Annotated in this window: 18 protein-coding genes and 1 tRNA gene; 10 read left to right on the top strand and 9 right to left on the bottom strand. The window is 58.2% G+C overall.

Features of this window, described 5'->3' with window-relative positions:
- Position 1 precedes the first annotated feature (1 nt).
- The 3 genes from KGA98_RS03325 (at position 2) to KGA98_RS03315 (ending at position 4,083) form a co-directional block, all read left to right on the top strand.
- The gene (locus KGA98_RS03325) at positions 2-1,780 is read left to right on the top strand and encodes an acyl-CoA dehydrogenase C-terminal domain-containing protein (protein ID WP_154910408.1); all 1,779 of its coding nucleotides are present in this window, start codon (positions 2-4) and stop codon (positions 1,778-1,780) included.
- A 24-nt stretch (positions 1,781-1,804) separates the two neighbouring features.
- The gene (locus KGA98_RS03320; protein ID WP_223501155.1) at positions 1,805-3,448 is read left to right on the top strand and encodes a fatty acid--CoA ligase; all 1,644 of its coding nucleotides are present in this window, start codon (positions 1,805-1,807) and stop codon (positions 3,446-3,448) included.
- A 293-nt stretch (positions 3,449-3,741) separates the two neighbouring features.
- On the top strand, positions 3,742-4,083 hold the full coding sequence (locus KGA98_RS03315; RefSeq protein ID WP_223501153.1) for a potassium channel family protein: 342 nt from the start codon (positions 3,742-3,744) through the stop codon (positions 4,081-4,083).
- A 98-nt stretch (positions 4,084-4,181) separates the two neighbouring features.
- On the opposite strand, the gene KGA98_RS03310 is transcribed toward KGA98_RS03315, so the two are convergent.
- The 5 genes from KGA98_RS03310 to KGA98_RS03290 form a co-directional block, all read right to left on the bottom strand.
- A complete protein-coding gene (locus tag KGA98_RS03310) occupies positions 4,182-4,403 on the bottom strand; it encodes a formate dehydrogenase subunit delta (protein WP_057716316.1) in 222 nt (73 codons plus the stop codon).
- The gene (gene fdhF, locus KGA98_RS03305; protein WP_223501150.1) at positions 4,400-7,276 is read right to left on the bottom strand and encodes a formate dehydrogenase subunit alpha; all 2,877 of its coding nucleotides are present in this window, start codon (positions 7,274-7,276) and stop codon (positions 4,400-4,402) included. The genes KGA98_RS03310 and fdhF overlap by 4 nt, the downstream gene beginning before the upstream one ends.
- Positions 7,273-8,832: a formate dehydrogenase beta subunit gene (locus KGA98_RS03300; RefSeq protein WP_223501141.1), complete on the bottom strand. Its 1,560-nt coding sequence runs from the start codon at positions 8,830-8,832 to the stop codon at positions 7,273-7,275. The genes fdhF and KGA98_RS03300 overlap by 4 nt, the downstream gene beginning before the upstream one ends.
- On the bottom strand, positions 8,832-9,308 hold the full coding sequence (locus KGA98_RS03295; protein ID WP_223501139.1) for a formate dehydrogenase subunit gamma: 477 nt from the start codon (positions 9,306-9,308) through the stop codon (positions 8,832-8,834). Before KGA98_RS03295 ends, KGA98_RS03300 begins: the two co-directional genes overlap by 1 nt.
- Positions 9,309-10,056: 748 nt before the next feature.
- Positions 10,057-10,368 carry a DUF3077 domain-containing protein gene (locus tag KGA98_RS03290; protein ID WP_223501137.1) on the bottom strand — a complete coding sequence of 104 codons (312 nt, stop codon included), beginning with the start codon at positions 10,366-10,368 and terminating at the stop codon, positions 10,057-10,059.
- 628 nt (positions 10,369-10,996) lie between these two features.
- Here KGA98_RS03290 and KGA98_RS03285 point away from each other — a divergent pair.
- Positions 10,997-11,863 (top strand): TIR domain-containing protein, encoded by an 867-nt coding sequence (locus KGA98_RS03285; protein ID WP_223501135.1) that lies wholly within the window; start codon positions 10,997-10,999, stop codon positions 11,861-11,863.
- Positions 11,864-12,048: 185 nt separating this feature from the next.
- On the opposite strand, the gene KGA98_RS03280 is transcribed toward KGA98_RS03285, so the two are convergent.
- The 3 genes from KGA98_RS03280 to KGA98_RS03270 all read right to left on the bottom strand — a co-directional run bounded on the left by KGA98_RS03280 (position 12,049) and on the right by KGA98_RS03270 (position 14,900).
- Positions 12,049-13,878, bottom strand: coding sequence for an AIPR family protein (locus KGA98_RS03280; protein WP_223501133.1), 1,830 nt, complete (start codon positions 13,876-13,878; stop codon positions 12,049-12,051).
- 457 nt (positions 13,879-14,335) lie between these two features.
- Complete coding sequence (locus tag KGA98_RS03275; protein ID WP_223501131.1) at positions 14,336-14,665, bottom strand: hypothetical protein; 330 nt, start codon at positions 14,663-14,665, stop codon at positions 14,336-14,338.
- 150 nt (positions 14,666-14,815) lie between these two features.
- Positions 14,816-14,900, bottom strand: a tRNA-Leu gene (locus tag KGA98_RS03270).
- 107 nt (positions 14,901-15,007) lie between these two features.
- On the opposite strand from KGA98_RS03270, the gene queA reads away from it, so the two are divergent.
- From queA to KGA98_RS03240, 6 genes are all read left to right on the top strand, one after another.
- On the top strand, positions 15,008-16,072 hold the full coding sequence (queA, locus tag KGA98_RS03265) for a tRNA preQ1(34) S-adenosylmethionine ribosyltransferase-isomerase QueA (RefSeq protein WP_056721282.1): 1,065 nt from the start codon (positions 15,008-15,010) through the stop codon (positions 16,070-16,072).
- A 14-nt stretch (positions 16,073-16,086) separates the two neighbouring features.
- Positions 16,087-17,202 carry a tRNA guanosine(34) transglycosylase Tgt gene (gene tgt / locus KGA98_RS03260; protein WP_162130301.1) on the top strand — a complete coding sequence of 372 codons (1,116 nt, stop codon included), beginning with the start codon at positions 16,087-16,089 and terminating at the stop codon, positions 17,200-17,202.
- A gap of 43 nt (positions 17,203-17,245) precedes the next feature.
- Positions 17,246-17,581, top strand: a complete 336-nt coding sequence (gene yajC, locus KGA98_RS03255) for a preprotein translocase subunit YajC (protein ID WP_007956696.1) — start codon at positions 17,246-17,248, stop codon at positions 17,579-17,581.
- Between the two features lie 64 nt (positions 17,582-17,645).
- On the top strand, positions 17,646-19,514 hold the full coding sequence (secD, locus tag KGA98_RS03250; protein ID WP_057716306.1) for a protein translocase subunit SecD: 1,869 nt from the start codon (positions 17,646-17,648) through the stop codon (positions 19,512-19,514).
- Between the two features lie 9 nt (positions 19,515-19,523).
- On the top strand, positions 19,524-20,438 hold the full coding sequence (gene secF, locus KGA98_RS03245; protein ID WP_154861686.1) for a protein translocase subunit SecF: 915 nt from the start codon (positions 19,524-19,526) through the stop codon (positions 20,436-20,438).
- 121 nt (positions 20,439-20,559) lie between these two features.
- Complete coding sequence (locus KGA98_RS03240) at positions 20,560-21,108, top strand: glycine zipper 2TM domain-containing protein (protein ID WP_223501124.1); 549 nt, start codon at positions 20,560-20,562, stop codon at positions 21,106-21,108.
- Positions 21,109-21,363: 255 nt separating this feature from the next.
- On the opposite strand, the gene suhB is transcribed toward KGA98_RS03240, so the two are convergent.
- Positions 21,364-22,182, bottom strand: a complete 819-nt coding sequence (gene suhB, locus KGA98_RS03235) for an inositol-phosphate phosphatase (RefSeq protein WP_008053258.1) — start codon at positions 22,180-22,182, stop codon at positions 21,364-21,366.
- Positions 22,183-22,278 lie beyond the last annotated feature (96 nt).

Raw genomic sequence — 22,278 nt, 5'->3', positions numbered from 1 at the left:
GATGTCTGATTACAAAGCTCCCCTGCGCGACATGCGCTTCGTACTCAACGAGGTTTTCCAGGTGTCCCGGCTCTGGGCACAATTGCCCGGCCTGGCCGACGTGATCGATGAAGAGACCGCTGCCGCCATCCTCGAAGAGGCCGGCAAGATCAGCGGCGAAGTAATCGCGCCACTGAACCGCGCCAGCGACGAACAGGGCTGCACCTGGAACGACGGCGCGGTCACCGCACCGGACGGTTTTGCCCAGGCCTATCAAGCCTTCGCCGAGGGCGGTTGGGTGGGTGTCGGCGGTGATCCGCAGTACGGCGGCATGGGCATGCCCAAGGCGATTTCGGCCCAGGTCGAAGAGATGGTCAACTCGGCCAGCCTGTCGTTCGGCCTGTACCCGATGCTGACCGCCGGTGCCTGCCTGTCGATCAAGGCCCACGCCAGCGAAGAACTGAAAGCGGCTTACTTGCCGAACATGTACGCCGGCACCTGGACCGGTTCGATGTGCCTGACCGAAGCCCATTCCGGCACCGACCTGGGCCTGATCCGCACCAAGGCCGAACCCCAGGCCGACGGCAGCTACAAGGTCAGCGGCAGCAAGATTTTCATCACCGGTGGCGAGCACGACCTGACGGAAAACATCATCCATCTGGTACTGGCGCGGCTGCCCGATGCACCGGCCGGCCCGAAAGGCATCTCGCTGTTCCTGGTACCGAAAGTGCTGGTCAACGCCGACGGTTCGCTGGGTGAAAACAACGCGCTGTCCTGCGGCTCCATCGAACACAAGATGGGCATCAAGGCGTCCGCCACCTGCGTGATGAACTTCGACGGCGCCACCGGCTGGATCGTCGACGCACCGAACAAAGGCCTGGCGGCGATGTTCACCATGATGAACTACGAGCGTCTGGGCGTGGGCATCCAGGGCTTGGCCCAAGGCGAGCGCTCGTACCAGAACGCCGTCGAATACGCCCGTGACCGTCTGCAAAGCCGTGCACCAACCGGTGCGCAATTCAAGGACAAGGCCGCCGACCCGATCATCGTGCACCCGGACGTGCGCCGCATGCTGCTGACCATGAAAGCCTTGAACGAAGGCGGCCGTGCGTTCTCCAGCTACGTGGCCCTGCAACTGGATATCGCCAAGTACAGCGAAGACGCACCGACGCGCCAGCGCGCGCAGGATCTGGTATCGCTGCTGACGCCGGTGGCCAAGGCCTTCCTCACCGACATGGGCCTGGAAACCACCATCCATGGCCAGCAGATCTTCGGCGGCCACGGCTACATCCGCGAGTGGGGTCAGGAGCAACTGGTGCGTGATGTGCGCATCACCCAGATCTACGAAGGCACCAACGGCATCCAGTCCCTGGACCTGGCCGGGCGCAAGATCGTCGGCAGCGGCGGGGCGCTCTACCGCTTGTTCGCTTCGGAAATCCGCAACTTCACCGCCAACGTTGGCGCTGACCTTGCCGAGTTCATCCAACCGCTGAACGCCGCCGTCGACACTCTCGACGACCTGACCGCGTGGCTGCTGGACCGGGCACAAAACAACCCGAACGAAATCGGCGCGGCCTCGGTCGAGTACCTGCATGTGTTCGGCTACACCGCTTACGCCTACATGTGGGCGCGCATGGCCAAGGCCGTCATGAGCGGCGATGGCGAGGACGATTTCTACACCAGCAAACTGGCCACCGCGCGTTTCTACTTCGCCCGGTTGCTGCCGCGTATCCACTCGTTGAGCGCATCGGCCAAGGCCGGCAGCGACTGCCTCTACGAGCTGCAAGCCGATCAGTTCTGATCGAAAGGACAAGGAACCTTAAACATGATGGCGACAAAAATAATTCCGCCCGCCGACGGCGCCTATGCCTACCCCTTGCTGATCAAGCAATTACTGCTGTCCGGCGTGCGCTACGAGCCGGGCCGGGAAATCGTCTACGCCGACAAGCTGCGCTACAGCTACCAGACCCTCAACAAGCGTATTCGCCGCCTGGCCAATGCGCTGACGGCGGCCGGGGTCAAGGCTGGTGACACCGTGGCCCTGCTCGATTGGGACAGCCACCGCTACCTGGAATGCTTCTTTGCCGTGCCGATGATCGGCGCGGTGCTGCACACGGTGAACATTCGCCTGTCGCCGGAGCAGGTGCTGTTCACCATGAACCACGCCGAGGATGACCTGGTGCTGGTGCATGATGATTTCCTGCCCCTGGTCGAGCAGATCCACGGTCGGCTGGAAACCGTTAAAGGCTACCTGCAGCTCACCGATGACGAGGCGACCACGACCTCGCTGCCGGTGCTGGGCGAGTACGAGCACCTGCTGTCCCTGGCTTCGGACCAGTACGACTTCCCCGATTTCGACGAGAACTCGGTCGCCACGCTGTTCTACACCACCGGCACTACCGGCGACCCGAAAGGCGTGTACTTCAGCCACCGCCAGTTGGTGCTGCACACCCTGAATGCCGTCGGCACCCTGGGCGTCTATCAGGGCCAGCCGCTGCTGCGCTCCGACGACGTGTACATGCCGATCACGCCGATGTTCCATGTGCATGCGTGGGGCGTACCGTATGTCGCGACCCTGATGGGCATCAAGCAGGTCTACCCCGGCCGCTACGAACCCAACAGCCTGGTCAAGCTGTACCGTGAAGAGAAGGTGACCTTCTCCCACTGCGTGCCGACCATCCTGCAGATGATCCTCAACTGCGAGGAAGGCAAGGCGACCCGTTTCGATGGCTGGAAAATGCTCCTGGGCGGCAGCGCGCTGACCCTCGGCGTGGCCAGCGAAGCCAATGTCAAAGGCATGGTGGTGCACGCAGGCTACGGCATGTCCGAGACCTGCCCGTTGCTGTGCCTGACGTACCTGCGCGATGAAGACCTGCAGCTGTCCGCCGAAGCGCAACTGCCGATCCGCATCAAGACCGGCACCCCGGTGCCATTGGTCGACCTGAAGATCATCGACGCCGACGGCAAAGATGTGCCCCATGACGGCGAGTCCCTGGGCGAGATCGTGGTACGCGCGCCGTGGCTGACCCAGGGCTATCTGAAAGCCCCGGACAAAGGCGCGGAGTTGTGGCACAACGGCTGGTTGCACACCGGCGACATGGCCTCGATCGACAAGCTGGGCGGCGTGGAAATCAAGGACCGCATCAAGGACGTGATCAAGACCGGCGGTGAGTGGATCAGCTCGCTGGAACTGGAAAGCCTGATCAGCGAACACCCGGGCGTGATGTCCGTCGCCGTGGTGGGCATTGCCGACGAACAATGGGGTGAACGCCCGATGGCCATGGTCGTTTGCGAGCCCGGGCAATACCTCGACCGCAAGATTCTGGAGATGCATTTGCAAGCCTTCGTCGATGGCGGCCGCATCAACAAATGGGCGATTCCCAAGCAGTTCAAATTCGTCGCCGAAATCCCCAAGACCAGCGTCGGCAAGATCAACAAGAAGCTGATTCGGGAAACTGAAGCGAACTGACACGAACTGACCCGAACACTGTAGGAGCGAGCTTGCTCGCGATGGACTCAACGGCGCCGCGTTTATCCTGTAAACACGCGTTATCGTTGACGACCATCGCGAGCGAGCTCGCTCCTACAACGAATTCAACAGTGGGCGGTTTCTGGATAGTTTGCGGGGCGTCATCTTTGTCATAGTCCTCGTCAGAGATAACGCCCCGTAAGTCGCAGTTTTCAGCGCCTGTGCCAAGCTGAACGGGGTATTAGCGCCGCGCATTCAACTGCAGGTCAGTCAAACCCCAGGAAGCCCATGCCATGAACCTCGCCCGTGCATCAAACGTTCGCCACGAGTTCTACAAAGCCGTCTGGTTCTATTTAAAAGTGGTCTGGCCGATCTTCTCGATACTGCTTTTGGTGATCATTGCGTTCGGCCTCATCATCGCCCACCTGGAAGGCTGGGGCCCGTTAGACGGTATCTACTTCGCCTTCGTGACCGGCCTGACCATCGGCTATGGAGAGCTGGTGCCCAAACTGGGTGTGTCGCGGGTGCTGGCGATCCTGCTGGGTTTCAACGGCGTGCTGATGACCGCGACATTCGCGGCGATCAGTGTCCGGGCCATTGAAGTGACGGTGACGGCATCACGCAAAGACGCGTAGGAGCGAGCTTGCTCGCGATGGTCGTCAACGATAACGCGCAAATCCAGGATTAGCGCGGTGTTTTTGAGTCCATCGCGAGCAAGCCCGCTCCTACAGTTTTATGCCTCCCAACCCGCCCCAGTCACCGCCGCCTGCACCAGCGGGTGCAAGTCCGCCCCTTGATGTTCCGTCTGCCAGGCCAGCAACTCCTTGCGCATGCTGGGCGCCCAGTACATCTGCATATGATTGCGCACGCTCAGCACCGCCTGTTGCTGGTCGGGCTGGCTGGCAAAGTACTGGGCGATCTGGTTGGCCATCTTGATCAGGTTGTTCGTGCTCATCGGCGTACCTCCGCTTTGGCACCACGGCCCCGGTCCTTGAGCAGACGATGCTGTTCATCGCTGAATTCCTGGAAGCGTTTTTGCCACTCCGAAGGGTGATAAACGCGGCTGACTTCCACGGCGGTGACCTTGTACTCCGGACAGTTGGTGGCCCAGTCCGAGTTGTCGGTGGTGATCACGTTGGCCCCCGATTCCGGGAAGTGGAACGTGGTGTACACCACGCCCGGTGCGACCCGTTCGGTGATCCGCGCACGCAGCACGGTTTGCCCGGCGCGGCTGCCGATACCGACCCAGTCACCTTCGTTGATGCCACGGCTCTCGGCGTCGGTCGGGTGGATTTCCAGGCGGTCTTCGTCATGCCAGGCGACGTTGTCGGTACGCCGGGTTTGAGCACCGACGTTGTACTGGCTGAGGATGCGCCCGGTGGTCAGCAGCAGCGGATAGCGACTGTTGACCTTCTCCTCGGTGGGCACGTAGCCGGTCAGCATGAAGCGCCCCTTGCCGCGCACGAATTCCTCGATGTGCATGGTCGGCGTGCCGTCCGGTGCCTCGGCGTTGCACGGCCATTGCAGGCTGCCGTGGCTATCCAGTGCGGCGTAGCTGACGTTGGTGAACGTCGGCGTCAGGCTGGCGATTTCATCCATGATTTGCGACGGGTGCGTGTAGTTCATCGGGTAACCCAAGGCATTGGCCAGGGCCACCGTGCCTTCCCAGTCGGCCTTGCCGCCCAGCGGGTCCATGACTTTGCGTACCCGCGAGATACGTCGCTCGGCGTTGGTAAAGGTGCCGTCTTTTTCCAGGAACGAACTGCCCGGCAGGAACACGTGGGCGAACTTGGCGGTTTCGTTGAGGAAAATGTCCTGCACCACCACGCACTCCATGGCCGACAAAGCGGCGGTGACGTGCTGGGTATTCGGATCGCTCTGGGCGATGTCTTCGCCCTGGCAATACAGGCCCTTGAAACTGCCGGCCAGTGCCGACTCGAACATATTGGGGATGCGCAGGCCCGGGTCGGGTTGCAGGGTGACATTCCAGGCCTGTTCGAACTGCGCCCGCACCACCTCGTTGGAGATGTGCCGGTAGCCAGGTAGTTCGTGGGGGAAGGAGCCCATGTCGCAGGAGCCCTGAACGTTGTTCTGCCCCCGCAGCGGGTTCACGCCCACGCCTTCGCGACCGATGTTGCCGGTGGCCATGGCCAGGTTGGCGATGCCCATCACCGAGGTACTGCCCTGACTGTGTTCGGTGACGCCCAAACCGTAGTAGATCGCCGCATTGCCACCGGTGGCATACAGGCGCGCAGCGGCACGAATGTCGGCAGCGGGTACACCGCAGGTCGGGCCAAGGGCTTCCGGCGAGTTTTCCGCGTGGCTGACGAATTCACTCCAGATCGCGAAGTCGCTACCCTCGCAACGGGCGTCGATAAAGGCCTGGTTTTGCAGGCCTTCAGTGATGATCACGTGGGCCAAGGCATTGAGCATGGCGACGTTGGTGCCAGGGCGCAGAGCCAAGTGATATTCGGCGCGGGCATGCACCGTATCCACCAGATCAATGCGCCGTGGATCGATGACGATCAGCCGCGCGCCTTCACGCAGGCGGCGCTTGAGTTGCGAGGCGAACACTGGGTGGGCGTCGCTGGGGTTGGCGCCCATCACCAGGATCACATCGGCCTGCATCACCGAGTCGAAACTCTGGGTGCCGGCGGACTCGCCCAGGGTTTGTTTCAGGCCATAGCCGGTCGGCGAGTGGCAGACCCGCGCACAGGTGTCGACGTTGTTGTTGCCGAAGGCGGCGCGCACCAGTTTCTGCACCAGATAGGTTTCTTCGTTGGTGCAGCGGCTGGAGGTGATGCCACCGATGGAGTCGCGGCCATATTTTTGCTGCAGACGTCGGAATTCGCTGGCGGCGTAAGTCACCGCTTCATCCCAGCTGACTTCCTGCCAAGGGTCGCTGATGTTTTTGCGGATCATTGGCTTGGTGATGCGATCCGGGTGGGTGGCGTAGCCCCAGGCAAAACGCCCTTTGACGCAAGAGTGGCCGTGGTTGGCCTGGCCGTTCTTGTCCGGAACCATACGCACCAACTGGTCGCCTTTCATCTCGGCGCGGAACGAGCAACCCACGCCGCAATAGGCACAGGTGGTGATCACGCTGCGTTCCGGCTGGCCCAGCTCGACCACGCTTTTTTCCATCAGTGTCGCGGTAGGGCAGGCCTGCACGCAGGCGCCGCAGGACACGCATTCCGAATCGAGGAAGTTCTCGCCACCGGCCGCAGCCACGCGGGACTCAAAACCACGCCCGGTAATGGTCAGGGCGAAGGTGCCCTGGGTTTCTTCGCAGGCGCGCACGCAACGGTTACAGACGATGCACTTGCTCGGGTCGTAATCGAAGTACGGGTTGGACGTGTCTTTCACGTCCTCCAGATGGTTCTCGCCTTCATATCCGTAGCGCACCTCCCGCAGGCCGACCTGGCCGGCGACGGTTTGCAGTTCGCAGTTGCCATTGGCCGAGCAGGTCAGGCAGTCCAGCGGGTGATCGGAGATGTACAACTCCATGACATTGCGGCGCAGAGTCGCGAGCTTTGGCGTCTGGGTATGCACGGTCATGCCTTCAGTGACCGGCGTGGTGCAGGACGCAGGGTAGCCGCGCATGCCGTCGATCTCCACCAGGCACATGCGGCAGGAGCCGAAGGCTTCCAGGCTGTCAGTGGCACAGAGTTTGGGAATGGTGGTGCCCAGCAGCGCGGCGGCGCGCATCACCGAGGTGCCTTCAGGCACGCTGATGCTGCGGCCGTCGATGTTCAGGGTGACTTGCACCTGGCTGTCGCGGGCTGGCGTACCCAGATCGATATCGGTTTTCGGGTCGAAGAGAGTGATCATTGCTCGGCCTCCGAGGGCTGCAAGCCGAAGTCGGCGGGGAAGTGCTTGAGGGCGCTGGCGACCGGGAAGGAAACCATGCCGCCCAATGCGCACAGCGAACCGTATTGCAGGGTGTCGCACAGGTCCTTGAGGATGATCACCTGCTCATCGCGACCGCTCGCGTCTGGCGCGGCGAGCAGGCGGTCGATCACCTCAACGCCACGGGTCGAACCGATGCGGCACGGCGTGCATTTGCCACAGGATTCCTCGGCGCAGAACTGCATGGCGAAACGCGCCATATGGGCCATGTCCAGGCTGTCGTCAGCCACCACCACACCACCGTGACCGAGCATCGCTCCAATGGCGGTGAAGGCCTCGTAATCCAGCGGTGTATCGAATTGCGAAGGTGGCACCCAAGCGCCGAGGGGGCCGCCAACCTGTGCGGCCTTCAGCGGCCGGCCACTGGCGGTCCCGCCGCCGTAGTCTTCCACCAGCTCCCGCAGGGTCAGGCCAAAGGCCCGTTCCACCAGACCGCCATGACGAATATTGCCCGCCAACTGGAAGGGCATGGTGCCCAGAGAACGGCCCATGCCGTAATCACGATAGAACTGCGCACCCTTGGCCAGAATCAGCGGCACCGAGGCCAAAGTCAGCACGTTGTGCACCAGCGTCGGCAGGCCGAACAGACCCTTCAAGGCAGGAATTGGCGGCTTGGCGCGGACGATCCCGCGCTTGCCTTCGAGGGAGTCCAGCAACGCGGTTTCCTCACCGCAGATGTAAGCGCCGGCACCGACGCGCACTTCCATATCGAAAGCCTGACCGCTGCCGCCGACATTGGCGCCGAGGTAACCGGCATCTCGGGCGATGTTCAACGCCGCACGCAGCGTGGCCACGGCATCCGGGTATTCCGAGCGCACATAAATGTAGCCGTAAGTGGCCCCGACGCAGAGACCGGCAATGGCCATGCCTTCGATCAGCAGGAAGGGGTCGCCTTCCATCAACATGCGGTCGGCGAAGGTGCCGGAATCGCCTTCGTCGGCGTTGCACACAATGTACTTCTGCGCCGCTTCGGTCGCGCGCACCGTGCGCCATTTGATCCCGGCGGGGAAAGCCGCGCCGCCACGGCCACGCAGGCCCGAATCGAACACTTCCGTCGCGGTCTGTTCACCACCCACCGCGATGACTCGGTTCAAACCCTCGAAACCGCCGTGAGCGCGGTAATCGTCCAGCGATAGCGGCCGGGTGATGCCGGCACGGGCAAACAGCAGGCGTTGTTGAGTCTTGAGATAAGGCAGTTCTTCCACCAGGCCCAAGGCCAGTGGGTGGCTGGACGGCTCGCCTTGCAACGCATCGAGCACGGACGGCACATCGGCCGCGGTCAGTGGGCCGAAGCCGAAACGGCCTTGCGGCGTGTCCACTTCCAGCAGCGGTTCCAGCCAGTACAGGCCGCGCGAACTGGTGCGCTGTAGCTCCAGCGTCAGATTGCGTTCCTTGGCCTGAGTGATCAGGGCCACGGATACCTCATCGGCACCCACGGCACGGGCTAGCGAATCACAGGGCAGATAGAGAGTCGGCATCACGCGTCCTCCCGGCAAGCATCGAGCAAGGCATCCAGACGCTCAGCGCTCAGCCGCGCATGCACCCGGCCATCCAGCTCCAGGGCAGGCGAACAGGCGCAGGCACCGAGGCAATACACCGGACGCAAACTGATGCTGCCATCCGCGCTGCTGCCGTGATCGTCCAGTTGCAGACGCTCGCGCAACTGCGCGGCCAACTGCTCGGCACCACGGCTCTTGCACGACTCAGCCCGGCACAGCCGCAGGATATGTTTGGCTGGTGGCGCGGTACGGAAATCATGGTAAAAACTGATCACCCCGCGAACCTCGGCCTGGCTCAGATTGAGGGCATGGGCAATCTCGGGGACGGCGACATCGGGGATGTAACCGATGCGTTCCTGAATATCATGAAGAATGGGCAACAGCGCACCCGCAGAGCCCTTGTGGCGCTCCAGCAGACTGTTGACCACAGGCAGGTGCAACATCTCATCAGGCATTCAGCAATCCTCACGGTCACGGACAAACCAGATGGTCGTCGGTCGTCCGAAAGTGTCGGCTGCGGCACTCACACCACGTCACGGTATCGTGGCATTTTCAGGCCGTTGGCCAGGGCACCCTGAGCGGGCATCTTGTTGTGCCCGGCGCGGTCTTCGCCACGCCTCTACTGGGCATAAAGGGCAGCTTGCCACGCTGCTGTTGATCGACCTGCACCAAAGCGACGTGCTCGGTTCTGCCTACGACTATCCATTAAGTCTAGATGAGTGCCGCAAGGGGCGTTCACACACTGGCCTAATGCCCGAAGGGCTTGTCGAAGGCTGATGTATAGCAAGCATTACAGGTGAGAAGAAGCATCAGAACCAAGGGCATTCTACGGAGCAGATCCGCCGATCCATTCCGCCGTAAACCGAAAGCCATCCCCCGAACCGAACACAAAAAGCCCCGAAAAACCTCAAGGCCAAGCCGAAATACCACCCGCCACACAACCCCCCTGTGGGAGCGAGCTTGCTCGCGATAGCGCCAGCCCAACCACCCTCAATGCTGAAGATTGCACCACAAACCCACTCACACACTGGGGCCAAACAATGCCCGCCAGCCCACCGCAACCCCCTGTGGGAGCGGGCTTGCTCGCGAAAAACGCAAGGCATCCACGTGTCCCGCTGAATACCCCGGCCACCGCAACCAAGCCCGCTCTCACAGCGTCACGCCTGACTTTTGAAACCAAAAACTATCCTGGCGCTTCGCCCACTACCCCTCAGTCGTAGCCACCGTCCGCTTAGACGCCAGCTCAATATCTCGATCCCGAGTAAGCACCTTCACCGCATCATCCACCAACGCCTTACTCATTGAGGTCAGATAATGCGCAGCCCAAGCGTGACGGTCGGTATCTCTGGCATAAGCAGCATCTTCAGTGAGCGTCTTGGCCAGGAACAGAAAATCGGAGGCCATGGACAACGCATCGCCGAGAGGAACGCCGCGAGTGACATGAAACAGCGCTTGATCCGCGCAGTAGATCGCGGGCGTCAGGCCGATGGTTTTGAGTTCAGTTTGTTCGGTCATTGGCCACCTCCGAGGATGGAGAGGCAATGGGGGAGGGCGTTTCGCGATTGGGAATTGCGTAGGGGGAAAAGCCAAATTTCAAACGGATTGATACTGCGCATTATCCAATTCCTTGATACGAGGAGCTGCCACGTTCGTTACCACACGAATGGGTGACAGCTGTGCGCAGGGTGGTAAACCGGGTATCAAGGAAACCGGCACGCCCGAGGGCGTCCCACGCACAGCCGCCATAACTCACGCCGCAGGCATAAAAAAAGCGCCTGATGACGTGATTGGGGCGCTGTTGCGCCTTGAATAACTCGGGTTACCACACCCGGTCGCTGAATTGGCAGCGACGGTTGGGAGGTTAGCGTGCGGGCTTCTTCACTGCAACCTCCAACAGAGTCCGACGCATGCTCCTTTCGCCTGAAGGTGGCAGGTTTAAGCTGCAGAGAAAACATCCCGGGCAGTTAAAAGGTCCTGCTACGCAGGACCTTTTTCAAAGTTCGGTGCCCGGAGGAGGCTATCGGGATCCATATATTACGTGGCTAGCAGCCAGACTATGTCGTCAGGGATATGGGCTGGTGGATGCTGGGTGATTTCTCATTATGGGATACTGTTCTTCACCACTTAAAGGAGTATGTCTTCGATGGCCCGAGCTAAGCCCCCTGCGACGCCTACCGCTTCAAAACCTCAGATGTCTCGACAAGGTATTGAGCGAGGAATTGAACGACTCCAGGATCGAATCTCCGAACTCGAAGCGTTTGAGCTGAGTACTGTGCGCCGCGGTAACACGCCTGAGCTTGAAGGGCTAGAAGTGGCCATTAAGGACACCCTTGCACGATGCTTCGGTGAAAACACTTCTACCTACAACCATTTCCAAGGCGCAGCTGATCTCACTTACTACCCGCGTTTCTGGGGTGATTCAACTACACCAGACTATATCGGGCCCATCGAGAAGCACATCAAGACAGCTGTCGCTCTCCTTGGCCAAGCCCAGCGGACACTTAAAGAGGATCTTGCAGACTATGAGCAAGAGTCTAACGGCGCGCCTACTGTAGGTGCCGTTTCTGAAACGCTCTCGCGCCGCGTGTTTGTAGTACATGGCCATGATGACGGTTCACGCGAGACGGTAGCCCGTTTTCTTGAAAAATTAGGTTTCGAAGCAGTCATTTTGCATGAGCAAGCTAATCAGGGGCGGACCGTCATCGAGAAAGTAGAGGCATTCGGTGATGTAGGTTTCGCTGTGGTGTTACTCACTCCTGATGATGAAGGCTGCGTTCGGGGTGGTACGCCCGAACCACGTGCTCGCCAAAATGTAATCCTGGAGCTTGGGTATTTCATCGGTCGACTCGGGCGAGGAAAAGTCTGCGCGCTTAAGCGAGGGACGTTGGAAATTCCGAGTGATTACGCTGGCGTAGTTTATGAGTCAATGGAGGGCAATTGGCAGCAAGCGCTGGGCCGGGAACTTCAAGAAGCTGGACACGAAATAGATTGGAACAAGGTGATGAGGTAGAACGCATTGCTTTTATTGATGGGTGTGGAAGATGGGACAGATTTATTATTGGATGACCCTACTAATAAATCCGCCCCATTTTTCTACACCGAATTCGCTTCGAGAATGGCGGCGTTATTGGAGTTGATTGCTAAATAAGTAAGAAGTAAGCCCCTTGTCACACTTAACAAGGGGCTGCCAAAAGATTAAGAGGTGACGGCAGTTGGATTTAAGTGTTCGGAAATGGTTGGCTTTAAAAATTCCCTGTCAAAGGGACGGTATTTAAATACAGAACCATATTCTTTGCCCCTTGTGGTCGAGTATTTTTCAATGGCTTCAAATATTAAGCCGCGAGATTTTTCATAGCAGGTCTTGATCCAGGCTTCATTTTCCAGAAGTTTGAATGCGCTTTCCTTTCTCTTTACGAATTCATTTTTGCGTGTCGGTGCGCCGATGTCTAATGTCGATATCTGTAAACTGCTTTCGTTGTTTTTTCCATAAGTAGAGGCGGATAGCAGAAGGCTGCTCATTACATGAAGAAAAAGCAGGCCGCCTTTAGAGACTATGCTTTTGTGTTCTTCGCTATATGTGTTTGTTCTTAAGTCGGAGTTCTTTAGTGACCATGCTTTTTGATATAGAAGGACAGAGAATTTATAAATATCGAAGTCGGCTGAATCGCAAAACAGTGCACCATACTTCGCTTCTGATGAAAAAAGTCCGCCAGTATCGTTGAGTGAGATTACAGCTTCTTTGTTTGCGACAGTATTAATGATTTGAGCCATTTTAAGAAGCCCGATTACTTTGTTTCCCGTATGACCCTGGCGTTTGTAATAATTCTCTCTTCGTTCGTAATATATTCCTGATTTTCCGAGGTGTTTTTCAATATTTCTTTGGATGTTATCATTTGCTTTTAAACTGGCAGTTTTAACAGGGTTTTGCGAGTTGGTTGCGCTAATGATGTCAGTCTGAACTTCTAAGTCATTAGTGTTAACAATCTTTACGAAAACCTTTAAATTTTTCGGAAGCTCGCCGGCTTCTTCATATGCTGCATGAAGGCAGTGAATGGTTTGGCATCCGTTAACTATTTGTGGGTTCGTTACAGAGTATTGATTGCTTCCTAGCGGGGCCACTGCGTCGCCAATTATCGTCAATCCATTATTCATCGCCCAAAATATGTCAGATTTTATTTTGCTTCCGGCTGTTTCTATTATTGACGTGTTTATTGAAGTGTCTTCGCCCAAGAAAAACCTAACGTTACCTTCCGTCAAATGGCTTCTGAATTTGCCTTTTTCATCTAGTAAACATTTTACTAGTTCATTTCCAGTGACGAATCCTGAGTATCCGCTAGTTTTAACGTCGCGTTCTTTAATCTCTAGAGGTTGAGATATGAAGTTTACTTCGATTAGTTCGTCGATGGATTCGGTCAGGTTCAGAAGCTCCTGGGCACCTAGATAGTTAACTTCAAATGGGATGTTTAAAGAGTTATTTATTAGCTGTTGTTCTAGGTGTTTTATTTTTTGAGGAATGTTTAAGTCGGTTGCGACTGTTATATAGAAGACCTCACAGCTAAACTTAGCTCTAGCAAGTCCGCAGGCTCTATATATTTTTCGAATCAGGTCTGCTTTTTCTATAAAGTCTGGATTGGCGCCTATTTTCGTGAGGTTTTTCAGATCGATCTCTAGATCGAAAATTTCTTCAATTCCCTCTTTTGTCTTACGAAATCCGTCACTTGAAAAGCCGGTTTCTTTTTTCGCTTGAAAAAATTTTACTTTTACATGGCTTTCTTTATTTATTGGATGCGTTTCATCTACGATAAGAGATCCGTTACAAAATAAGTAACAATGGTCTATTCCTTCATCTCCACCTTCACCCATTATTCCATCTACTAGATCATCTAGCTCAATCCCATTAAGATGTTTTAGGTTTGCGAATGAAGCTACAGCTATTTCGAATGGGTTTTTGTTAACAGTTTGTAACTCTGGGTTGTCGCTAAAAAGTTTGTTTATCTGGTCGTCCAATAAAATTCTGAGGCTCATAAAATATCCCTTTAGTAGAGTGAAAATAACGAATGATGGCAATTCGATGTCTCGCAATCTTACCTGCAGGATACCCATAAGGGAAAGTGGACGATTTATTGGCTATCCCAGTCGATAGCACCAGCATAGTGCGTACGCGCAACCATCGAAGTTCTCAATTCCACTCAAGAAGACGCCGGGTACAGCCATCTCTACCGATATTGCATCCAGAAACCGTGTTAGAGGATCCGGAGCCAGGGGCATATCCAAGTCAGCTCGAGCCACATTTGCACTTCGGCCCAAGTCGACATTTTTCTCTGCAGAAAGGGTGCGGAAAAGGGGACGGTCCGGAAAAGCGGAAAAGGGGACAAGCGGAAAAGGGGACAGCGGAAAAGGGGACAGATTTATTTTCGAATAAGGCGTAGCGACCCGTGTCGGCCCGGCTATCTGGTGTTCCCGGCTTTTAGGCTGCCTGCCTTCATTGAATATCTTTCAGATAATCCTTAAGCGCAATGAGCGGGGCATCAAGCTCCTCCATCACCAGAGTCCCGGCAAATTCCCCCGCCAACCTCCCCAACTCCCGCCCCAACGGCTTATCCACACCCCCAACAGCCTCCAGCGCCAACCCCACACACTCATCCACCTTCAACTGAATCCCCTCAATATCCCCCCGACGCACCAGCAACTCAAACACATCCCGCTGGTAGTCACCCATCACCAGATCGTCACGCAAAATCGGGCTTGAATCTTCCGATTCGTAAGCCAGTTTGAGGGAGAAGAGGGCGACGGTTTCCAGGTGCAATTCCATGGGGGGAATCCTTGTGAAATGTTCCGGCGGTGCGGGTAGTGTGGAAGAGCAGGGTCAAAAGCATCGCCAGCAAGCCGGCTCCTTCAGAGAGTCTGTGGCTTTTCTACAGACGAAAAAAAAGGCCTTGCTAAGCAAGACCTTTCTTAATTTTGGTGCCCCGAGGGAGACTCGAACTCCCACTCCTTTCGAAAACGGATTTTGAATCCGCCGCGTCTACCAATTCCGCCATCAGGGCTCAATGGCGGCGAAGTATAGAGATGAGATAACCGCTGGTCAATCAGGTACATGGAGAATTTTTGATAATTCCGCTAGACTTCCCGGCCCTGCTAGACGAACCCCATCATGCGCGTTGCTGACTTTACCTTCGAGCTCCCTGATTCGCTGATCGCCCGCCATCCGCTGGCCGAGCGGCGCAATAGTCGCCTGTTGACCCTGGATGGGGTCAGCGGCGCCCTGGCACACCGTCAATTCACTGATTTGCTGGAGCATTTGCGCCCCGGCGATTTGATGGTGTTCAACAATACCCGGGTGATTCCGGCGCGGCTGTTTGGCCAGAAGGCTTCCGGCGGCAAGCTGGAAATCCTGGTGGAGCGGGTGCTCGACAGTCATCGCGTGCTGGCCCATGTGCGGTCCAGCAAGTCGCCCAAGCCTGGGTCGAAGATCCTGATCGATGGCGGTGGCGAGGCCGAGATGCTGGCACGTCACGATGCGTTGTTCGAGCTGGGGTTCGCCGAGGAGGTGTTGCCGCTGCTCGACCGCGTCGGGCACATGCCGTTGCCTCCTTATATAGACCGCCCGGATGAAGGCGCCGACCGCGAGCGTTACCAGACCGTCTACGCCGAGCGTTTGGGCGCGGTGGCGGCGCCGACGGCGGGGCTGCATTTCGATCAGGTGCTGATGGAGGCGATTGCCGCCAAGGGCGTCGAGACTGCGTTCGTGACCCTGCACGTTGGCGCCGGCACTTTCCAGCCGGTGCGGGTGGAGAAGCTCGAAGACCACCACATGCACAGCGAATGGCTGGAAGTCGGCCAGGACGTGGTGGATGCGGTTGCCGCCTGTCGCGCTCGCGGTGGTCGTGTGGTGGCCGTGGGGACCACCAGCGTGCGTTCCCTGGAAAGCGCCGCCCGCGATGGCGTGCTCAAGCCGTTCAGTGGCGACACCGACATTTTCATCTACCCGGGCCGGCCGTTTCATGTGGTCGATGCCCTGGTCACCAACTTCCATTTGCCTGAATCCACGCTGTTGATGCTGGTTTCGGCGTTCGCCGGTTATCCCGAGACCATGGCTGCCTACAAGGCCGCGGTCGACAACGGTTACCGCTTTTTCAGCTACGGTGATGCGATGTTCATCACGCGTAATCCTGCGCCGACTGCCCCTAAAGAATCGGGCCCAGAGGAAACTGTATGAGTCGCACCTGTCGTATGTCTTTCGAGCTGCTGGCCACTGATGGCAAGGCTCGTCGCGGTCGTTTGACCTTCCCGCGCGGTACCGTCGAGACCCCGGCTTTCATGCCGGTGGGCACCTACGGCACGGTCAAGGGCATGCTGCCACGGGATATCGAGGCGACGGGCGCTGAAATCATTCTGGGCAACACTTTCCACCTGTGGCTGCGCCCGGGCACGGAAGTGATCAAGAAGCACGGCGATCTGCACGATTTCATGCAGTGGAAAGGCCCGATTCTGACCGACTCCGGCGGTTTCCAGGTGTTCAGCCTGGGCGCCATGCGCAAGATCAAGGAGGAGGGCGTGACCTTCGCTTCCCCGGTCGACGGCGCCAAGGTGTTCATGGGCCCGGAAGAGTCGATGCAGGTCCAGCGTGACCTGGGCTCCGACATCGTGATGATTTTCGACGAATGCACGCCGTACCCGGCCGACGAAGACGTTGCCCGTATTTCCATGGAATTGTCCCTGCGTTGGGCCAAGCGTTCGAAAGAAGCCCATGGCGACAACACGGCGGCGCTGTTCGGTATCGTTCAGGGCGGCATGCACCAGGACCTGCGCATGCGCTCCCTGGAAGGCCTGGACAAGATCGGCTTCGACGGCCTGGCCATCGGCGGTCTGTCGGTGGGCGAGCCCAAGCACGAGATGATCAAGGTGCTGGATTACCTGCCGGGCATGATGCCGGCTGACAAACCTCGTTACCTTATGGGCGTTGGCAAACCGGAAGACTTGGTTGAGGGTGTGCGCCGCGGTGTGGACATGTTCGATTGCGTGATGCCAACCCGTAATGCCCGCAATGGGCATCTGTTCATTGATACCGGCGTGCTGAAGATCCGTAACGCGTTCCATCGCCATGATGATTCGCCGCTCGATCCGACCTGCGATTGCTATACCTGCCAGAACTTCTCCCGCGCTTATCTGCATCACCTGGACAAGTGCGGCGAAATGCTGGGAAGCATGCTCAATACCATCCATAACTTGCGCCATTATCAAGTGCTTATGGCTGGTTTGCGCGAGGCTATTCAACAGGGTACATTGGCCGCCTTTGTCGATGCCTTCTACGCCAAACGCGGGTTGCCTGTTCCGCCTTTGGACTGAGTTTACTGACCCCAAGATTCAACATTTGCAACTGGAGTGCTAAATGAGCTTTTTTATCTCTAATGCCATGGCAGACGCTGCTGCACCTGCGGCAGCCCCTATGGGCGGCGGTTTCGAGTGGATTTTCCTGGTCGGCTTCCTGGTCATCTTCTACCTGATGATCTGGCGTCCACAGGCCAAGCGCGCCAAAGAGCAGAAAAACCTGCTGAGCAGCCTGCAGAAAGGCGACGAAGTTGTGACCACCGGCGGCATCGCCGGCAAGATCACTAAAGTGGCCGACGATTTCGTCGTTCTGGAAGTTTCCGACACCGTCGAAATGAAGTTCCAGAAAGGCGCCATCGCCGCCACGCTGCCAAAAGGCACGCTCAAAGCGATCTAAGTTTCAACTTCATTTTCAATCGACGGGGCGCGCAAGGCGCCCCGCGTCATAAACGGGCGGCGTGATGCTGAACAAATATCCTCTGTGGAAATACATTCTGATCCTGGCGGTGCTGGCGGTCGGTCTGATTTATTCCGCTCCCAATCTTTATCCTGATGACCCGGCCATTCAGGTCAGCGGTGCAAGCACTGCACTGCAAGTCAATCAGGCTGATCTGGATCGCGTGAGCGCTGCGCTCAAGGAATCCGGGATCAACGTCAAGGCTGCCACGCTGGCAGAGGGCGGCAAGGGCGGTCTGATTCGCCTGACCAAGGCTGAAGACCAGCTGCCGGCCAAGGACGTCGTGCGCAAGGCATTGGGTGATGACTACGTCGTCGCGCTGAACCTGGCACAAACCACCCCGCAATGGCTGCGCAACCTCGCTGCGCACCCGATGAAGCTGGGTCTGGACTTGTCCGGTGGTGTGCACTTCCTGCTGGAAGTGGACATGGACAAAGCCCTCGACGCGCGCCTGAAAGTCTACGAAGGCGACGTCAAGAGCCTGCTGCGTAAAGAGAAGCTGCGCTATCGCAGTCTGCCGCAACTGGGCGGTGCCATTCAGCTGGGCTTCACTGATGAAGCAGCCCGCGAACAGGCCCGTACGCTGATCCGCAAGAACTTCAACGATTTCGACATTGTTCCGGCCGACCTCAATGGTCAACCGGTGCTGCGTCTGGCGATGACCCCGGCCAAGCTGGCGGAAATCCGTGAATACTCCATCAAGCAGAACTTGACCACGGTACGTAACCGCGTCAACGAGCTGGGTGTTGCCGAACCGATCGTCCAGCGTCAGGGCGCCAACCGCATCGTGGTTGAGCTGCCGGGCGTGCAGGACACTGCCGAAGCCAAGCGTATCCTCGGCAAGACGGCCAACCTCGAGTTCCGTCTGGCGGCTGAGCCGGGTGCTTCGAAAGCCACTTCCGAATCCTTCGAGTTCCGTGAGGGCAACCGTCCTCCTGCGCTGATCGAGCGTGGCCTGATCATCACCGGTGACCAGGTAACCGACGCCAAGGCTGGCTTCGACGAGCACGGCAGGCCAGAAGTGAATATCCGTCTGGATGGCCACGGCGGCGAGCTGATGAGCCGTGCGACCCGTTCGAACGTCGGTCGCAGCATGGCGGTGATCTTCATCGAGCAGCGTCCGGTTACCACTTACACCAAGCAGGTGGTCAACGGCGTCGAGAAAGACGTGCCGGTTCAGACCTTCAAGGAAGAGAAGAAGATCATCAGCCTGGCGACCATTCAGTCGCCGCTGGGTGCTCAGTTCCGCATCACTGGCCTGAACGGCCAGGGCGAGTCGTCCGAACTGGCGCTGCTGCTGCGTGCCGGTGGTCTGGCCGCTCCGATGTACTTCGCTGAAGAACGCACCATCGGTCCAAGCCTGGGTGCCGACAACATCACCAAGGGTATCGATGCATCGCTGTGGGGCATGCTGTTCGTCTCGCTGTTCATCATCGCCATCTACCGCTTCTTCGGCATCATCGCCACTGTCGCGCTGACGGTGAACATGGTGATGCTGCTGGCCTTGATGTCTCTGCTGGGTGCAACGCTGACCCTGCCGGGTATCGCCGGTATCGTGTTGACCATGGGTATGGCGGTCGACGCCAACGTGCTGATCTTCTCGCGGATCCGTGAAGAGATCGCCGCCGGCATGACCGTGCAGCGCGCAATCAACGAAGGCTTCGGCCGGGCATTCACCGCGATTCTCGACGCCAACCTGACAACACTGTTGGTCGGCGGCATCCTCTTTGCCATGGGCACCGGCCCGGTCAAGGGCTTCGCAGTGACCATGTCCCTCGGGATCTTTACCTCGATGTTCACGGCCATCATGGTGACCCGCGCGATGGTCAACCTGATCTTCGGCGGTCGTGACTTCAAGAAGTTGTGGATTTAAGGGGCTGCCATGTTACGTACAATCAACTTCATGGGCGTTCGCAACTTTGCGTTCGGCGTCACATTGTTCCTTACGGTGCTGGCCTTGTTCAGCGTCGCCACCAAGGGCATGAACTGGGGCCTGGACTTCACCGGCGGCACGCTCATCGAGCTGACCTACGAGCGTCCGGCCGACGTCACCCAGGTGCGTGAGCAGCTGGTGACCGCGGGTTATCACGAAGCCATCGTGCAGAACTTCGGTGCAACCACCGACCTGCTGGTGCGCATGCCTGGCGAAGACCCGCAACTGGGTCACCAGGTGGCCGAAGCCTTGCAGAAGGTGGGCGGCGAGAACCCGGCGACGGTCAAGCGCGTCGAGTTCGTCGGCCCGCAGGTGGGTGAAGAGCTGCGCGACCAGGGCGGCCTCGGCATGCTGATGGCGCTGGGCGGCATCCTGATCTACCTGGCGTTCCGCTTTCAGTGGAAGTTTGCGGTCGGTGCGATCGTGTCCCTGATCCACGACGTGATCGTGACCATCGGTATCCTGTCGTTCTTCCAGATCACCTTCGACCTGACGGTACTGGCGGCGGTGCTGGCGATCATCGGTTACTCGCTCAACGACACCATCGTGGTATTCGACCGGGTTCGTGAGAACTTCCGGGTACTGCGCAAGGCCAGCCTGATCGAGAACATCAACATCTCGACCACGCAAACCCTGCTGCGGACCATGGCGACTTCGATTTCCACCTTGCTGGCGATCGCGGCCCTGCTGTTCTTCGGTGGCGACAACCTGTTCGGCTTCTCCATCGCCCTGTTCATCGGTGTTCTGGCGGGTACTTACTCGTCGATCTACATCGCGAACGTGGTGCTGATCTGGCTGAACCTGAGCACGGAAGACCTGATTCCTCCGGCCAATACCGAGAAGGAAGTCGACGACCGTCCTTGAAGGAAGCTTCTTTCAGCGATGTAGTCCGAAAAAGGCGCGAGTTGAACTCGCGCCTTTTTTTGTGCTCCAAGGCAGGGAGAAGCGCGGGTTTATCCCGCATGTGATGGTCCAGGAGGTTCATGTGAACAAGTCGATGCTGGTTGGTGCTGTACTGGGTGCTGTCGGTGTGACTGCCGGGGGTGCTGTGGCCACCTACAGCCTGGTTAAAAGCGGCCCGGAGTTCGCACAAGTACTCGCCGTTGAGCCGGTCAAGACACAAATCAAGACTCCACGTGAAGTGTGCAAGGATGTAGCGGTCACCCGGCAGGCGCCGGTGAAAGATCAACATCAGATCGCCGGTACGGTGGTCGGTGCATTGGCAGGTGGTTTGCTGGGTAACCAGATCGGTGGCGGCAGCGGTAAGAAGATCGCCACGGTCGCAGGTGCTGTCGGTGGCGGTTACGCCGGTAACAAGGTGCAGGAAGGCATGCAGGAGCGTGACACCTACACCACCACCCAGACTCGCTGTAACACGGTTAACGACATCAGTGACAAGGTTGTAGGTTACGACGTGCGTTATTCGCTGGACGGCAAGGAAGGCAAGGTGCGCATGGATCGTGATCCGGGGAACCAGATCCCTGTGGATAAAGAGGGCAAGTTGATCTTGTCGGATAATCAGACGGCTCACTGATCTGCTGACGCTGGATTAAAAAAGAAGCACCCTGCGGGGTGCTTTTTTGTGCCCGCGATTTATGCACCACCCCAATCCCTTGTGGGAGCGGGCTTGCTCGCGAAGGCGGTGTGTCAGTCGCCATCTCAATTGACTGACACGGCCTCTTCGCGAGCAAGCCCGCTCCCACATTTGGATTTGCGGTGTTTGAGGGGGGGGGCAAATTCCAGGCATAAAAAAAGCACCCCGAAGGGTGCTTTTTCTGTCGCTGGAAGCTTAGCGCTTCAGCGAGGCTGGCAGGTGCGGCTGGATGGCCGTCAGGACTGCCTTGAAGCATTTGGTGTTGCCGGCAACGACGTGGCCTTTTTCAAGGAAGTCGTGACCGCCGGTGAAGTCGCTCACCAGGCCGCCAGCTTCCTGGATCAGCAGGGCGCCTGCCGCCATGTCCCACTCGGACAGGCCCGATTCCCAGAAGGCGTCGAAACGGCCGGCGGCCACGTAGGCCAGGTCCAGGCTTGCAGAGCCGGCGCGGCGGATGCCGGCAGTCTGGCCAACCAGGGCGCGGAACATGCCCAGGTAGTTGTCGAGGTTGTCCATCTGGTCGTCACGGAACGGGAAGCCGGTACCCAGCAGGGCGCCGTCGAGGCTGGTGCGACCGCTGACGCGCAGGCGACGACCGTTCAGTTGAGCGCCGCGACCACGGCTGGCGGTGAATTCTTCCTGGCGAACCGGGTCCAGAACAACAGCGTGCTCAAGACGACCGCGGTATTTGCAGGCGATGCTGACAGCGAAGTGAGGAATGCCGCGCAGGAAGTTGGTGGTGCCGTCCAGCGGATCGATGATCCACAGGTACTCTTCGCCTTCGATGCCGGTGCCGGCGTGCATGCCGGTCTCTTCACCCAGGATCGAGTGATTCGGGTATGCCTTGCGCAGGGCGTCGATGATTTTCTGTTCGGCGGCGCGATCCACCTCGGATACGTAATCCTTGGCGTCTTTTTCGTCGACCTTGATGGTATCCAGGCGCTCGATGGAGCGGAAGATCAATTCACTGGCGCTGCGGGCGGCGCGCAGCGCGATATTCAGCATGGGCTGCATGGATGTGTCACCTAAGGTTGTTAAAGAAAGCCGGGCATTCTATCAGAAAGTTTCTACAGGAGAAGGACGACGTTCGCTTTCATGGCTTAACGGTAG

This window comes from Pseudomonas sp. BF-R-24 (genome assembly GCF_019947335.1).
Lineage (GTDB): Bacteria > Pseudomonadota > Gammaproteobacteria > Pseudomonadales > Pseudomonadaceae > Aquipseudomonas > Aquipseudomonas jessenii.
The sequence above is the reverse complement of the archived record's forward strand: the minus strand, read 5'-3'. Positions and strand labels throughout refer to the sequence as shown.